The sequence below is a fragment of the Streptomyces sp. NPDC054794 genome (assembly GCF_053611585.1).
In genome coordinates this window covers 66,287-80,945 of sequence record NZ_JBSHAQ010000045.1, presented here as the reverse complement: position 1 = coordinate 80,945, position 14,659 = coordinate 66,287, and the positions used below count along the sequence as shown (strand labels likewise).

Below are 14,659 nucleotides of genomic sequence, written 5' to 3'. Positions count from 1 at the left end.
CCGGCTGCGCGCCCGGGTCGGGCAGCGGCCGGGCCCGGGCGCGCAGCCGTTGGGCGGCCTGCGTCAGCCCGGTCAGTGGGAGCACCTCGCCGCTGCCCGGCCGCGGCGCCTCCAGGCGGTCGTCGTCCTCCCGCGCCTCCACGTCCCGGGCCGCCGGGGCCGCCCACGCGTCGGAGACGCCCTCGGACAGTATGTTCAGCGACAGGACGGTCACCAGCATCAGCAGTCCGGGGAACACGGTGGCCCACCAGCCGCCGGTCAGCACCATGTTCTTGCCGTCGGCGATGACGCTGCCCCACGACGGGTCGGGCGGCCGCACGCCGGCGCCGATGAAGGACAGCGACGCCTCGAACACGATGGCCTCGGCGACCTGGACCGTGCAGAACACCAGGACGGGGGCCGCGCAGTTGACGGCCACGTGCCGCAGCACGATGTGCGGGGTGCGGGCGCCGATCACGCGTTCCGCGGTGACGTAGTCCTCGCCGTACTGGTCGAGCACGTTCGCCCGTACGACCCGGGCCACCGGCGGGGTGAACAGGAACGCGATGGCACAGATCAGTACGGTGATGCCGCCGCCGAAGACGGCGACGAGCACGGCGGCCAGCGCGATGCCCGGGAACGCCATCACCACGTCCAGGCAGCGCATCAGCGTCTCGTCGACGGCCTTGCGTGAGGTGGCCGCCACCGCCCCGATCAGCGCCCCCACGACGAGGGCGAGCACCGTCGCGCCGAGCCCGATGGCCAGCGACCAGCGGGCCCCATACATCAGCCGGCTGAGGATGTCCCGGCCGAGGCTGTCCTGCCCCATCCAGTGGTCGGCGGACGGGTGCCCGGTGCCGTCCACCGGCGTCTGCTGGTCCAACGGGTCGTCCGGGGCGAGGACCGGCGCGAGCAGGGCCGTCAGCGCGACGACGGCGAGGAAGCAGACCGCCGTCTTCGACAGCGGCGGCAGCCGGCGCCAGCCGCGCAGCCGGACGCCGGGCCGGGACAGGCGCCCGGTGAGGTTCTTCCGCGTGTCCATCAGCTCGCGTCCCTCAGTCGCGGGTTGACCAGGAGATAGAGGATGTCGATGACGAGGTTGACGACGACGAACCCGATCGCCGTGGTCAGGACGACACCCTGGACGACCGCCGGGTCGCCGTTCTTCACCGCGTCGATCATCAGCTTGCCCATGCCGGGCAGCGAGAAGATCGTCTCGATGACCACCGCGCCGCCCAGCAGATAGCCGACGCGCAGACCGAGCACGGTCAGCGGGTTCATGAGTGCGTTGCGCAGCACGTTGCGGCCCACCACCACGCGCGGCGGCAGCCCGCTGCCGATCGCGGTGCGGACGTAGTCCTTGTCCAGCTCCTCCACCACCGAGGTGCGCACGATCCGGGTCAGCTGGGCGGCCACCGGCAGGGAGAGGGCGAACGCGGGCAGGGTCATCGTCTTCAGCCAGCCGGTGAAGGAGTCGGCCGGGTTGATGTAGCCGCCGGTCGGGAACCAGCCCTGGTCCACCGCCAGGTACTGGATCATCAGCAGCGCGAGCCAGAAGCCGGGGGCCGCGACCCCGGTCAGCGAGACGACCCGGATGATCTGGTCGGGCAGCCGGTCCCGGTAGATCGCCGCGGTCACACCGCCGACCAGCGAGAGCACCACCGCGATGCCGAGCCCCAGGAAGGTCAGCTGGAGCGTGAGCGGCAGCGCGGTGGTGACCTGCTCGACGACCGGCGCCCGGGTCAGGGCACTGGTGCCCATGTCACCGTGGAGCAGGTCGCCGACGAAGTCGACGTAGCGGACCGGGAGCGGATCGAGCAGGCCGTTGCGCTCCCGGAAGTCGTGCAACTGCTGGGGCGTCGGGTTGGCGCCCTGGAAGAACGCGGACGCCGGGTCCACGTCCGAGAACCGCATCACCAGGAACACGAACAGCACGATGCCGAGCATCAGCGGCACCAGCAGGGTGACGCGGCGCAGCAGGATCCGGACGACGGCGACCACGTATTGTCAACTCCCGTCGGTTCAGACCCACTTGGCCTGGAGCAGATTGATCCCCGGGTACGGCTGTGGCCTTATCCCGCTGAGCTTCTTCGGGTCCCAGGCGGTCATCAGCTCGTTGTGCACGACCGGGTAGAGCACGGCCTGCTCGGCGACGACGTCGATGTAGTCCTGGATCATCGCCTTCTTCTTCTCGGCGTCCGGCTCCTGGGTGGCCCGGTCCATGTCCTTGAAGAGCTGCTTGGCGACGGGGTCGCCGGCCCAGCGGGCGTACTGCATCCACAGGTTCTGCGGGCCGTAGTTGTAGTGCATGATCAGGTCGGCGTCGAGGCCGAACTGGTTGGGGTTCGAGGCGGCGGCCACGACCTGGTAGTCCTGCTTCTGGTCCATCTTGGTGAAGACGGCCGTGGTCTCCTGCGGGGACAGGGTGGTCCGCACGCCGATCGCGTCCCAGGACGACTTGATGGTCGGCAGGCAGTCGACGATCCAGCTGACGTTCACCGCGAGGATCTCGATCTTCAGCCCGCTGACCCCGGCCGCCTTCAGCAGCGCCTTCGCCTTGTCGGGGTCGTAGTCGTAGACCGTCTTGGCCCGCCGGTAGGCGGGATTGGCCTCGTTGAGGAACGACGACGACGGCTTGCCGTGCCCCTTCAGCGCCACCTGCACCATCTTCTCGGTGTCGATGGCGTAGTGCAGCGCCTGCCGCACCCGCACGTCGTCGAACGGCTGGTGCTGGGTGTTGAACATCAGGAACAGGTTGTTCATCCCGGCCCCGCCCGCGACCGTCATCCCGCCGCTCTCCAACTGCCCGATGTTGGCGTACGGGATGTTGTCGGCGATCTGCGCGCCCGCGTCGGACCCGGAGATCTTCGCCACGCGGGGCGCCGCGTCGACGATCGTCAGCCAGTTCATCTTCTTGAAGGCGGGCCGGCGCGGACCGTTGTAGTCGGCGAACGCCTCGAAGGTGGTGTTGGACTTCGGGTGGTGCGCCGTCTGGCGGTACGGCCCCGAGCCGACCGCGAGCCCCTTGATCGCGTCGTCCCAGGCGCCGGGCTTGGAGAACACGTGCTTCGGCATGATCTTCGCGAGGGTGAGCCGGGAGATCCCCTCGGGGAAGGGGAACTTGAGCACCAGTTCGACGTTCTGCGCGTCGATCTTCCGGACCTCCTTCAGCCAGCTCGCGAAGAACCCCTTGGCCAGGGTCTGGGTGTTCGGGTCGAGGATCCGGTCGAAGACGAAGACGACGTCGTCGGCGGTGACCGGCTTGCCGTCGTGGAACCTGGCGCCCGCGCGCAGCGTGAACTTCCAGCTGGTGGCATTGAGGTCGGCCGGCACCTGTGTCGCCAGCGCCGCGTACGGCTGCCGGGAGATCGGGTCGGTGTCCAGCAGGCCCTCGTAGATGTGGTTGTTGCCGGCCATGGCGAAGGCGGACGCCGTCTGCGTCGGATCCCAGCTGCCGTCATTGCCGTACCCGATCACCGCGGTCAGCGTGCGGCCCTTGCCGCCGCCCGCGCCGCCGGTGTCGTTCGTGGACTCCGGCCCGGACGAGCAGGCCGCCAACGAGGGGGCGAGCGCGGCGGCCGCGCCCAGTGCGCCGGTGTACTTCAGGAGCGACCGGCGGTGCAACGCCGGCACGTCGTGGGTCACGTCGTCGCGCACGGTTCCTCCAGCGAGGGATCCGGAAGGGGTGAGGGTGGAGATGGTGCTGAGGAGATACCAGGAGATACCAGGAGATGCGGGGGAGATACGACGTCCTACGTCCTGTCGGTCAGCGCGACCATAGGAGCGGCCGTGGGGGTGGTCAAGGGATCGCACACGAATGGCGTAGCCGCCACAGGTCGCACCAACGGCGTAGTGAAATGGCTTGACAATGACGGGAGTTGGCGCAGGTCGGCCCGGGACATGGGACGTAGGACGTCCAGCGCGCGTACGATGCGGCGCATGCCCGCCGGGGAGCCCAGGAACATCCGGATACAGCGTGCGGTCATACAACTGATCCTCGACCGCAAGCTGGGGCCCGGTGCGCCCCTGCCCACGGAGACGGAGCTGATGGAGGACCTCGGCGTCAGCCGCAACTCCGTCCGCGAGGCCCTCAAGGCGCTCCAGGCCCTCGACATCGTCGAGATCCGGCACGGCTACGGCACCTATGTCGGCCAGGCCTCCCTCACCCCCCTGGTCGACGGCCTGACCTTCCGCACGCTGGCCCGGCAGGGCGACGACGCGGGCGCCCTGGCCGAGATCCTCCAGGTCCGTGAGGTGCTGGAGGAGGGGCTGATCCGCCGGGTCGCGGCCTCGGCGACCGAGGCGGAGCTGGACGTCCTGGAGTCGGTGGTGACCCGGATGGAGGAGTCGGGCCGGGCCGGGCGGCCCTTTCCCGAACTCGACCGGGAGTTCCACGAGTTGCTCTACGCCCCGCTCGGCAACGCGCTGGTGCCGCAGCTGCTCGGGGCGTTCTGGACCGTGTTCAGCCGGGTCGCGGGCGCCCGGGGATGGACCGACGACCCGGCACCCGAGGTCACGGTCCGCCGCCACCGTGACATCGTGACGGCGCTGCGCGCCCGCGACGTGGCGGGCGCGCAGCGCGCGATGACGGTCCACTTCCGCGGCATCGAGGCCCGCTCGGCCCAGGAATCACGCGGGGTGGGGTGAGATGCCGGGATGCCGGGATCCCCGGGGCCTACGGCAGCGTCTTCTCGTAGGTCCGGTCCTGGTCGGAGTCGTAGACCAGCTTGCCGCCGCTGTCGTACCCCTTGAGGCGCGGGGCCTTGGTGACCTGCTGGTGCAACTGGCCGGTGGCGACGAACCAGCCATGATCCAGGGTCGCCTCGGCGACGCCGTCGCCGTACGACACCGTCAGCTTCGCCACCGACGGGCGCACGCCGCCGACGACCCCCCAGCGGAACGGCAGCTTCCAGTGGCCCTTGTCGAGGAAGGACTGCTGGTAGAGCTTGCCGCTGTTGATGTCGGGCGCGACGGGCGCGGTGCCGTCGAAGTCGCCGCCGCCGGCGTTCAGGCCCTGGGTCTCGCCGTCCCTGATGGTGCAGATCAGCCGGGTCTGCTGCGGCTTCTCCCGCACCGCGACGACGTACATCCCGTCGCCGGGGGCGTTCGAGTCGCCGGTGCTGCGCATCGCCAGGATGATCCGGTAGGCGGAGGGCCTGCCCAGGTCGGCGGACGGGGACACGGGGCTGCCGTTCGTGTGCTTGGGCTTGTTCGCCCTGTCGTAGGCGAGGCACTTCGTCAGCCCGTCCGAGGCCTGCCCGAAGGTGATCCCGTCCAGGAGCTGGCCGGCGGTGGCGGGCGGCGCGGGCAGGTCGGGCGTGGCCGACGCCGTGGCCGAGGGCATGGGGCCCGGCGTGTCCCGGCTGACCCGGACGGACGGCTTCGGCGCGGCGGGCGAACCGCTCGTACCGCCCCCGCTCACCGCGTACGCGCCCACCGGCACCGCGGCCAGCGCCAGCACCACGGCCCCGGCCAGGGCGGCGCGCTGCCGCCGCTCCGTCACGCCCTGCCGCCGGATCGTGGGGTACGGCGCCGGCGCGGGCCGGACCGTGTAGGCGTCCTCGGCGAGCAGTTCCCGCAGCCGTTCCTCGAAGTCGCCCTCCGGCTCGGCTCCCTCGCCGTGCTTCTCGTCGCTCATCTGCTGCCTCCCTGCCCGGCGGATGCCGCGTGGTCGCGGCCGGGCCCGTCCATCGCCCGGGCGAGCCCCGGAAACGTACGCAACTTGGCCAGGCCCTTGGACGCCTGGCTCTTGACCGTCCCGGTGGAGCAGCCGAGCGCCTCGGCCACCTCGCCCTCGGACAGGTCCTCCCAGTAGCGCAGGACCACCACCGCCCGCTGCTTGGGCGGCAGCCCGGCCAGCGCCGTCATCAGCGTGCTGCGCTCGTCGGCCCGGGCCACCGCGTCCTCGTGCCCCGCCCGTTCCGGCGGCGCGGCGGTCAGCGCCTCCGTGACCCGCCGCTTGCGGAACCGGTCGCTGTTGCAGCTGACCAGGATCCGGCGGACGTACGCCTCCGGATGGTCGCTGCGCGCCACCCGCCGCCACGACCGGTACGCCTTCGCCAACGCGGTCTGCGTCAGGTCCTCGGCATGATGCCGGTCGCCGGTGAGCAGATAGGCGGTCCGCACCAGATGCGACCACCGCGCTCTGACGAATTCCTGGAACTGGGCCTCATGTTCGGCCTGCATCGGCCACCCCCTCGCCCACCAGACCACCGGTTCGGCGGATTCGGTTGCCCGGGGGCCGGAGTTGCACCGAGGGAGTGTTTCCCGAGGCGCGGAGTCTAGTGACACAGGGCCACTGGAGGGAGGCGAAGCGTGAAAGTCGTGGCGGGCGGGGACCGAGGTGAACGTGAACGTGATGAACCTCCCGCTCGGCTCCTACGCCGTCGACACCCTCACCGGAAGACTGGGCCTCGTGATGGGCCACGAGGGGCCGTACGTGCAGCTGAGGCCGTACGGCGGCGGGCGGGAGTGGGACGCCCGGCCGGAGGCCGTCCGGCCCGCCACCCCGGCGGAGCGGCTGAGCGCGGCCACCGCCCACGCCAACGCCCGCAGTCGGGGCGAGGTCCCTTGACGTAGGGTGCGGGCTCATGGCGCTGACGAGACTGCGAGAGTGGAGGAAACCCAAGGCCGCGCGGCGGTACCCCGTCCCGCTCACGAGGCACCAGCTGTGGATGGTGTCACTGAGCGCGCCGGTGAGCCACGACCGTGGCGCCTCCCGGAGCACCCTGTACCCGTTCACGCGGATCGACGACGACAGCGCCCGGCGCTGGCTGGCCGACCAGTGGGAGATCACCTCGCGCGAGAAGCTCGTCGGCCGGCTCGACGGGCTGGCACGCACCGGCTACCGGGCCCGCGCCCAGCAGCTCCTCGGCGTGGCACCGCTGGCCTGGGACGCCGCCCTGTACGTCGACATCACCCGGCGCGGCTTCGCCTGCGGGAGGATCACGGAGCACGAGGCCTGGACCGCGCTGAAGAGCATCGTGCCGGCGGTGGCGGGGACGTACGCCTCATGGCAGGAGTACGCCGATCACTATCTGCTGGGGCGCAAGGTGTGGCGCGACGGGCTGCGCGGCACCGAGGACGCCGGCTTTCCCGCACCCCAGGCCACCGCCGACGCGCACCTGCGGTCCCTGCTCGATCCGGCGAACCGGGCCAGCCCCTGGAACCTCGCCCCCTGGGATGCCATCTACCAGCCCGACCACGCCCGCTGACTTCGTACGCGAGAATGGACGCATGAGTCTTTTCCGGGACGACGGCATTGTGCTGCGCACCCAGAAGCTGGGTGAGGCGGACCGGATCATCACGCTGCTCACGCGCGGAAACGGGCGGGTACGGGCCGTGGCGCGGGGTGTACGGCGGACCAAGTCGAAGTTCGGGGCGCGGCTGGAGCCCTTCTCCCATGTCGACGTGCAGTTCTTCGCCCGGGGGAGCGAGCTGGTGGGGCGCGGTCTGCCGCTGTGCACGCAGAGCGAGACCATAGCCCCGTACGGCGGCGGCATCGTCACCGACTACGCCCGCTACACCGCCGGCACCGCCATGCTGGAGACCGCGGAGCGGTTCACCGACCACGAGGGCGAGCCGGCCGTCCAGCAGTACCTGCTGCTCGTCGGCGCCCTGCGCACCCTCGCCCGTGGCGAGCACGCCCCGCACCTCGTCCTCGACGCCTTCCTGCTGCGCTCCCTCGCCGTCAACGGCTACGCCCCCAGCTTCGGCGACTGCGCGAAGTGCGGCATGCCCGGCCCCAACAAGTTCTTCTCGGTCGCCTCCGGCGGCTCCGTGTGCGTCGACTGCCGGGTGCCCGGCAGCGTCGTCCCCTCCCCGCAGACCCTGCTGCTGCTCGGCGCGCTGCTTACGGGAGACTGGGAGACGGCGGACGCGTGCGAGGCGCGGTACGTCCGGGAGGGCAGCGGGCTGGTGTCCGCCTACCTGCACTGGCATCTGGAGCGCGGACTGCGCTCTCTTCGGTACGTGGAAAAGTCGTAGAAGGAGACGAGAAGCTCATGGTCGTACGCGGGATCCTGGGACGCCAGCGCCGCGAGTACAAGGCGCCGGAGCCGCACCCGTCGGGCGCCCGCGCACCGAAGCTGCCGGGCGAGCTCGTCCCGAGCCATGTGGCGATCGTCATGGACGGCAACGGCCGCTGGGCCAAGGAGCGCGGGCTGCCGCGCACCGAGGGCCACAAGGTCGGCGCCGAGCGCGTGCTCGACGTCCTCCAGGGCTCGATCGAGGTCGGCGTCCGCAACATCTCCCTGTACGCCTTCTCCACCGAGAACTGGAAGCGCTCGCCCGACGAGGTCCGCTTCCTGATGAACTTCAACCGCGACTTCATCCGCAAGACCCGCGACCAGCTCGACGAACTCGGCATCCGGGTGCGCTGGGTGGGCCGGATGCCCAAGCTGTGGAAGTCGGTCGCCAAGGAACTCCAGGTCGCCCAGGAGCAGACCAAGGGCAACGACCTGCTCACCCTGTACTTCTGCATGAACTACGGCGGCCGCGCGGAGATCGCCGACGCCGCGCAGGCGCTGGCCGAGGACGTGAAGGCGGGCCGTCTCGACCCGTCCAAGGTCAACGAGAAGACACTGCAGAAGTACATGTACTACCCGGACATGCCGGACGTGGACCTGTTCCTGCGCCCCAGCGGCGAGCAGCGCACCTCCAACTACCTGCTCTGGCAGAGCGCGTACGCCGAGATGGTCTTCCAGGACGTGCTGTGGCCGGACTTCGACCGCCGCGACCTGTGGCGGGCCTGCATCGAGTTCGCTTCCCGCGACCGCCGCTTCGGCGGGGCCGTCCCGAACGAGGAACTCCTCGCCATGGAAGCCGCGATGAAGGGTGACGCCACGTCTTAGCCATCGGTGGTTCACGCGGACCGCCGAGGATGCGGGACTCATGAGACGTCGCACGCCTGTCCTCGCCCTCGGCGCCCTGCTGCTCACCGCGCTGCCGGCCCACGCGTCCGACGGTCCCGCGCACCGGGACTCCTACGGCACCAAGGCGCCCTACGCGCCGGAGCAGAACCCGCGCACCTACCAGCGGCCCCCGGCCGGCTACACGCCCGTCTTCACCGAGGACGTCTCCCGGCACGGCTCGCGTGCCGCCACCGACAGCGAGGACGGCGACCTGATCCCAGCGCTCTGGGACAAGGCCCAGGAGCAGGGTCAACTCACCCGCAGGGGCGAGGAGTTCGGGCCGCGCGTGCGTGCCCTGCTGGACGCCATGGCCAAGGTCGGCTACGGCAACCTCAGCGGCCGCGGCAAGCAGGAGCTGAGGGACACGGCCCTGCGCATGGAGCGGCGGCTGACGGCCTTCAGGGCGGGCTGCCGTCCGATCGCGAAGGGCAGCAAGTTCTACGACCTGGACGAGCTGGAGCGCTGCTTCGGGCGTGGCTGAAAGCTGACGGTACGATCCCGCCTCATGGTCATGGACATGGGGCGGGATGCCGAACAGGGCGTGGTCGAGCTGGCGTACCAGCCGGTCGCGGGGGACTTCGTGGCGGCACTGCGGGAGCGCAGGCGGTTCAACCGGTCGGGGCGGATCCGCAGGGCGGCCCTGGTCGTGCTGGCCGCCACCTGGGTGCTGAGCATGGGGGTCGTGGCGGCCGGCGGAAAGGCCGACTGGTTCCTGCTGCTCTACCTGCCTCTGGCCGTGCTCATGCTGCTCTCCCTGCCCCGGTGGCAGGCCCGTCGGCTCATGCAGGTCGTCGCCCGCAACGGGGTGCACCGCATGACCGTCACGGACGCCGGGATGACGATGGCCACCGACAACAGCACGGCGTCGGTCAACTGGGTCGCCCAGCCGCGCTACCGGGAGACCGAGGACGCCTTCTTCACCTTCAGCGACGACAAGAACGCCACCTGCTTCAGCGTGCTGCCCAAGCGCGGCCTGACCAACCCGGCCGACGCGGACCGACTGCGGGAGATCCTCGACCGCAATCTGACCCGGGTCTGAGCGTCAGAGGTCTGAGCGTCAGCTCCCGGAACAGGCGCAGTCCGCGCAGGTGCCGAAGATCTCCACGGTGTGCGCCACGTTGACGTAGCCGTGCTCCGCGGCGATCGCCTCCGCCCAGGTCTCCACCGCGGGACCCTCGACCTCGACGGCCTTGCCGCAGCTGCGGCAGACGAGATGGTGGTGGTGTTCGCCGGTGGAGCAGCGGCGGTAGACGGACTCGCCGTCGGAGGTACGCAGGACGTCGACCTCGCCGGCGTCGGCGAGGGACTGGAGGGTGCGGTAGACCGTGGTCAGGCCGACCGAGTCGCCCTTGTGCTTGAGCATGTCGTGGAGTTCCTGCGCGCTGCGGAACTCGTCGACCTCGTCCAGGGCCGCAGCCACGGCTGCCCGCTGGCGGGTCGCACGGCCCTTCACGGGCGGTCCAGCGGTCGTCACCGGTTGCCTCCTTCGTCTGGCACGGCTCGCGTCTGCGTCTGCCGGGCCATTGTGCCAGCCCGCGCCCGACGCGGTCAGACGCCGACCTCGTCGGTGGCCCCCCGGGTGGCCGGAATCGAGCACTCCGCGGGGTCCCCGGCGGGCCGTGCCGCGGCGGCCGCGCGGGCGCGCCGCCGGGCCAGCGGAGTGGCCAGTGCCGTCAGCACGAGGAACGCGCCGATGGTCAGCAGCACAATCGTCGCGCCGGGCGGCACGTACTGGTAGTACGAGGTGATCGTGCCGCTGACGGTGACCGTCACGCCGATGGCGACCGCGATCGCGAACGTGGCGGTGAAGCTGCGGCTGAGCTGCTGGGCCGCCGCCACCGGCACCACCATCAGCGCGGACACCAGCAGCAGTCCGACCACGCGCATCGCGACGGTCACCGTCACCGCCGCCGTGACGGCCGTCAGCAGGTTCAGGGCCCGCACCGGCAGGCCGGTCACCCGCGCGAACTCCTCGTCCTGGCTGACCGCGAACAGCTGTCGGCGCAGGCCCAGCGTGACCAGCAGGACGAAGGCCGCGAGCACGCAGATCGCCGTCACCTCGGACTGCGACACGGTGGAGAGCGAGCCGAAGAGGTACGACGACAGGTTCGCGTTGGAGCCGCCCGCGAGGTTGATCAGCATCACGCCGCCGGCCATGCCGCCGTAGAAGAGCATCGCGAGGGCGATGTCGCCGCGGGTCTTGCCGTACCAGCGGATCAGCTCCATCAGCACCGAGCCGAGCACGGCGACCGCCGTCGCCATCCACACCGGCGACGTGGACAGCAGGAAGCCGAGGCCGACGCCGGTCATGGCCACGTGGCCGATGCCGTCGCCCATCAGGGCCTGGCGGCGCTGGACCAGGTAGATGCCGACGGCGGGGGCGGTGATGCCGACCAGGAGGGCGGAGACGAGCGCCCGCTGCATGAAGGCGTAGTTCAGGAAGTCCATCAGCTCAGCAGTCCCGTGCGGATCGGTTCGGCGCCCGAGGCGTCGTGCGGATGTACGTGGTCGTGACCGGGCAGGGCGTGCTGGCCCACCGCCTTCGGGGGCGGGCCGTCGTGCAGGACGCAGCCGTCGCGCAGCACGACCGCCCGGTCGATCAGGGGCTCCAGCGGACCCAGTTCGTGCAGGACGAGCAGCACCGTCGTACCGGCCGAGACCTGCTCGCGCAGGGTGTGCGCGAGCACCTCCTGGCTGGCCAGGTCGACGCCCGCCATCGGCTCGTCCATGATCAGCAGCTCGGGCTCGGCGACCAGGGCACGGGCGATCAGCACACGCTGGTGCTGGCCTCCGGACAGGGCGTTCACCGAGTCCTTGGCCCGGTCCGCCATGCCGACCAGCTCCAGGGCCCGGCGCACCGCCGCGTGGTCGGCCTTGCGGAAGAGGCCGAAGCGGGTGCGGGACAGCCGGCCCGCGGAGACGATCTCGGTGACCGTGGCCGGGACCCCGCCCGCCGCCGTGGTGCGCTGCGGTACGTACCCCACGCGCGCCCAGTCGCAAAAGCGCCGGCGCGGGGTGCCGAACAGCTCGATCTCACCGCCGCTGACCGGCACCTGGCCGATGACGCTGCGGATCGCTGTCGACTTGCCGGAGCCGTTCGCGCCGAGCAGCGCGACGACCTCACCGCGGTGCACGGTCAGGTCGATGCCGCGCAGGACCGGGCGCGAGCCCAGCTCCGCGGTGACCCCGCGCATCGATATGACGGGCTCGCCCATGACGTCGTCCTCCGTATCGGTCACTTGGTGCCCAGGGCGGTCCGCAGGGCCTTGAGGTTGGCCTCCTGGACCGAGAAGTAGTTCCGGCCCCGGGACTTGTCGGTGATGCCCTCGATCGGGTCGAGGACGTCCGTCTTCAGGTGCGCGTCCCGGGCGACGGTCTTCGCGGTCTCATCGCTGACGAGCGTCTCGTAGAACACGGTGGAGACGCCGTCGGCCCGCGCCAGCTTCTCCAGGTCGCGCACGCGGGCGGCGCTGGGCTCCGACTCCGGGTCGAGGCCGTTGATGGCCTCCTCGGTGAGGCCGTAGCGCTCGGCGAGGTAGCCGAAGGCGGCGTGCGTGGTGATGAAGACCTTGGTCCGGGTGCCGGCCAGGCCGTCCCGGAAGCGTGTGTTCAGGTCGTCGAGCTGCTTCACCAGGGCCGCGGTGTTCTTCCGGTAGTCGGCGGCGTGGTCCGGGTCCGCCTTCTCGAAGGCCGCGCCGACGCCCTTGGCGACCTCGGCGTACTTCACCGGGTCGAGCCAGATGTGCGGATCCTTGCCGCCCTCCTCCCCGCGCTCGCCGGATGCGTGCTCGCCGGAGTCGTGCTCGGCCGCGTGGCCGCCGACCTCGGTGCCGTGCTTCTCCAGCGAGGTCAGGGAGGCGGCGTCGACCCGGGTCCTGAGCCCGGACTGGGCCACCGCGTCGTCGACGGAGGGCTGGAGGCCCTTGAGGTAGAGCACCGCGTCGGACTCCTGGAGCCGGACGATCTGCCGGGGGCTGAGCTCCAGATCGTGCGGTTCCTGGCCGGGAGAGGTGAGATTGGTGACGTGGACGTGGCTCCCGCCGATCCGCTCGGCGAGGAAGGTCATGGGGTAGAACGACGCGACGACGTCGAACTTGTCGGTCTGGGCCGCCCCGGCGCTGTCATTGGCGCAGGCGGAGAGCGTGCCGAGCCCGAGGGCGGTGACCGCGGTCGCCGCGGCCGCGGGTATGAGTCGTCGTACGTTCATGACACTCATTTTCAACAAAAACGGAAACCGTTGTCAACAAGCTTCCCGGGAGGCCTTAAAGGGATACCGATTTGGTTGAGGGGGAGCCTGCGCCGGTAACCTGAATCATTCGCTGGAAGCATCTCGCTTCGTCGCCGTCGTCGTAATGAAGAGAGCACCGTGGCCGCCGACAAGATCGACACCATCGTCAGCCTGAGCAAGCGCCGTGGCTTCGTATTCCCCTGCAGTGAGATCTACGGCGGCCAGCGTGCCGCCTGGGACTACGGGCCGCTGGGTGTCGAGCTCAAGGAGAACATCAAGCGTCAGTGGTGGCGCTACATGGTGACGTCGCGCGAGGACGTGGTCGGTATCGACTCGTCCGTGATCCTGGCGCCCGAGGTCTGGGTCGCATCCGGCCACGTCGCCACCTTCACGGACCCGCTGACCGAGTGCACCTCGTGTCACAAGCGGTTCCGCGCCGACCACCTCGAAGAGGCCTACGAGGAGAAGAAGGGCCACGCCCCGGCGAACGGCCTGGCCGACATCAACTGCCCGAACTGCGGCAACAAGGGCCAGTTCACCGAGCCCAAGCAGTTCTCGGGTCTGCTGTCGACGCACCTCGGCCCGACCCAGGACAGCGGCTCCGTGGCGTACCTGCGCCCCGAGACCGCCCAGGGCATCTTCACCAACTTCGCCCAGGTGCAGACCACCTCGCGCCGCAAGCCGCCGTTCGGCATCGCCCAGATGGGCAAGTCGTTCCGCAACGAGATCACGCCGGGCAACTTCATCTTCCGCACGCGCGAGTTCGAGCAGATGGAGATGGAGTTCTTCGTCAAGCCGGGCGAGGACGAGACGTGGCAGGAGTACTGGATGGAGCAGCGCTGGTCCTGGTACACGGGCCTGGGTCTCCGCGAGGAGAACATGCGCTGGTACGAACACCCCAAGGAGAAGCTCTCCCACTACTCCAAGCGCACCGCCGACATCGAGTACCGCTTCCGGTTCGGCGGCAGTGAGTGGGGCGAGCTGGAGGGTGTCGCCAACCGCACCGACTACGACCTGTCGGCCCACGGCCAGGCCTCCGGCCAGGACCTCTCCTACTTCGACCAGGAGGCCGGGGAGCGCTGGACGCCGTACGTCATCGAGCCCGCCGCCGGTGTCGGCCGCACCATGCTGGCCTTCCTCCTCGACGCCTACGTCGAGGACGAGGCGCCGAACGCCAAGGGCAAGATGGAGAAGCGCACGGTGCTGCGCCTGGACCACCGCCTGGCCCCGGTGAAGGTCGCGGTGCTGCCCCTGTCCCGCAACCCGGAGCTGTCCCCGAAGGCCAAGGGTCTCGCCCAGGCCCTGCGCCAGCACTGGAACATCGAGTTCGACGACGCCGGCGCCATCGGCCGCCGCTACCGCCGTCAGGACGAGATCGGCACGCCGTACTGCGTCACCGTCGACTTCGACACGCTTGAGGACAACGCGGTGACCGTCCGTGAGCGCGACTCGATGAAGCAGGAGCGCGTGTCGCTCGACCAGATCGAGGGCTACCTGGCCGGGCGCCTGCTCGGCTGCTGATCGCTCGGTTCGACGGTGC

17 protein-coding genes are annotated in these 14,659 nt (G+C 70.4%); 8 read left to right on the top strand and 9 right to left on the bottom strand.

The features are described from left to right. The 3 genes from ACWGKT_RS35705 to ACWGKT_RS35695 all read right to left on the bottom strand — a co-directional run. A partial coding sequence (locus ACWGKT_RS35705; protein ID WP_453276913.1) for an ABC transporter permease occupies positions 1-1,021 on the bottom strand: 1,021 nt, incomplete at its 3' end. Continuing rightward, positions 1,021-1,980, bottom strand: a complete 960-nt coding sequence (locus ACWGKT_RS35700) for an ABC transporter permease (protein ID WP_235452251.1) — start codon at positions 1,978-1,980, stop codon at positions 1,021-1,023. The genes ACWGKT_RS35705 and ACWGKT_RS35700, both read right to left, overlap by 1 nt. Before the next feature lie 21 nt (positions 1,981-2,001). Next, positions 2,002-3,636, bottom strand: a complete 1,635-nt coding sequence (locus ACWGKT_RS35695; protein ID WP_453276912.1) for an ABC transporter substrate-binding protein — start codon at positions 3,634-3,636, stop codon at positions 2,002-2,004. Positions 3,637-3,909: 273 nt separating this feature from the next. Between ACWGKT_RS35695 and ACWGKT_RS35690 the strand changes: the two genes are divergently transcribed. After that, positions 3,910-4,626 (top strand): FadR/GntR family transcriptional regulator, encoded by a 717-nt coding sequence (locus tag ACWGKT_RS35690; protein WP_453276916.1) that lies wholly within the window; start codon positions 3,910-3,912, stop codon positions 4,624-4,626. Between the two features lie 28 nt (positions 4,627-4,654). Here ACWGKT_RS35690 and ACWGKT_RS35685 read toward each other — a convergent pair whose 3' ends face one another. Together ACWGKT_RS35685 and ACWGKT_RS35680 are read right to left on the bottom strand one after the other, a co-directional pair. Then, the gene (locus tag ACWGKT_RS35685) at positions 4,655-5,617 is read right to left on the bottom strand and encodes a hypothetical protein (protein WP_453276911.1); all 963 of its coding nucleotides are present in this window, start codon (positions 5,615-5,617) and stop codon (positions 4,655-4,657) included. Continuing rightward, positions 5,614-6,165 (bottom strand): SigE family RNA polymerase sigma factor, encoded by a 552-nt coding sequence (locus ACWGKT_RS35680; protein WP_235452247.1) that lies wholly within the window; start codon positions 6,163-6,165, stop codon positions 5,614-5,616. Before ACWGKT_RS35680 ends, ACWGKT_RS35685 begins: the two co-directional genes overlap by 4 nt. 172 nt (positions 6,166-6,337) lie before the next feature. On the opposite strand from ACWGKT_RS35680, the gene ACWGKT_RS35675 reads away from it, so the two are divergent. From ACWGKT_RS35675 to ACWGKT_RS35650, 6 genes are read left to right on the top strand one after another with little or no spacing between them, the layout of a single operon-like run. Further along, entirely contained in the window at positions 6,338-6,553 is a 216-nt protein-coding gene (locus ACWGKT_RS35675; protein ID WP_235452328.1) for a hypothetical protein, read from the top strand. A gap of 16 nt (positions 6,554-6,569) precedes the next feature. Beyond that, a complete protein-coding gene (locus ACWGKT_RS35670) occupies positions 6,570-7,193 on the top strand; it encodes a DUF1266 domain-containing protein (RefSeq protein WP_453276910.1) in 624 nt (207 codons plus the stop codon). A gap of 22 nt (positions 7,194-7,215) precedes the next feature. Further along, entirely contained in the window at positions 7,216-7,965 is a 750-nt protein-coding gene (recO, locus tag ACWGKT_RS35665) for a DNA repair protein RecO (RefSeq protein ID WP_453276909.1), read from the top strand. A 17-nt stretch (positions 7,966-7,982) separates the two neighbouring features. Next, entirely contained in the window at positions 7,983-8,831 is an 849-nt protein-coding gene (locus ACWGKT_RS35660; RefSeq protein ID WP_356150505.1) for an isoprenyl transferase, read from the top strand. Between the two features lie 40 nt (positions 8,832-8,871). After that, complete coding sequence (locus ACWGKT_RS35655; RefSeq protein WP_453276908.1) at positions 8,872-9,372, top strand: hypothetical protein; 501 nt, start codon at positions 8,872-8,874, stop codon at positions 9,370-9,372. 24 nt (positions 9,373-9,396) lie between these two features. Further along, positions 9,397-9,930, top strand: a complete 534-nt coding sequence (locus ACWGKT_RS35650; protein WP_453276907.1) for a YcxB family protein — start codon at positions 9,397-9,399, stop codon at positions 9,928-9,930. 18 nt (positions 9,931-9,948) lie between these two features. On the opposite strand, the gene ACWGKT_RS35645 is transcribed toward ACWGKT_RS35650, so the two are convergent. From ACWGKT_RS35645 to ACWGKT_RS35630, 4 genes are all read right to left on the bottom strand, one after another. Beyond that, positions 9,949-10,365 carry a Fur family transcriptional regulator gene (locus tag ACWGKT_RS35645; RefSeq protein ID WP_356150509.1) on the bottom strand — a complete coding sequence of 139 codons (417 nt, stop codon included), beginning with the start codon at positions 10,363-10,365 and terminating at the stop codon, positions 9,949-9,951. A gap of 74 nt (positions 10,366-10,439) precedes the next feature. Continuing rightward, positions 10,440-11,339: a metal ABC transporter permease gene (locus ACWGKT_RS35640; protein WP_356150510.1), complete on the bottom strand. Its 900-nt coding sequence runs from the start codon at positions 11,337-11,339 to the stop codon at positions 10,440-10,442. Beyond that, on the bottom strand, positions 11,339-12,106 hold the full coding sequence (locus ACWGKT_RS35635) for a metal ABC transporter ATP-binding protein (RefSeq protein ID WP_453276906.1): 768 nt from the start codon (positions 12,104-12,106) through the stop codon (positions 11,339-11,341). Before ACWGKT_RS35635 ends, ACWGKT_RS35640 begins: the two co-directional genes overlap by 1 nt. A gap of 20 nt (positions 12,107-12,126) precedes the next feature. Further along, positions 12,127-13,098 (bottom strand): metal ABC transporter substrate-binding protein, encoded by a 972-nt coding sequence (locus ACWGKT_RS35630; RefSeq protein ID WP_453276905.1) that lies wholly within the window; start codon positions 13,096-13,098, stop codon positions 12,127-12,129. A 159-nt stretch (positions 13,099-13,257) separates the two neighbouring features. Between ACWGKT_RS35630 and ACWGKT_RS35625 the strand changes: the two genes are divergently transcribed. Next, positions 13,258-14,640 (top strand): glycine--tRNA ligase, encoded by a 1,383-nt coding sequence (locus ACWGKT_RS35625; RefSeq protein ID WP_235452236.1) that lies wholly within the window; start codon positions 13,258-13,260, stop codon positions 14,638-14,640. The last annotated feature ends 19 nt before the right edge of the window (positions 14,641-14,659 follow it).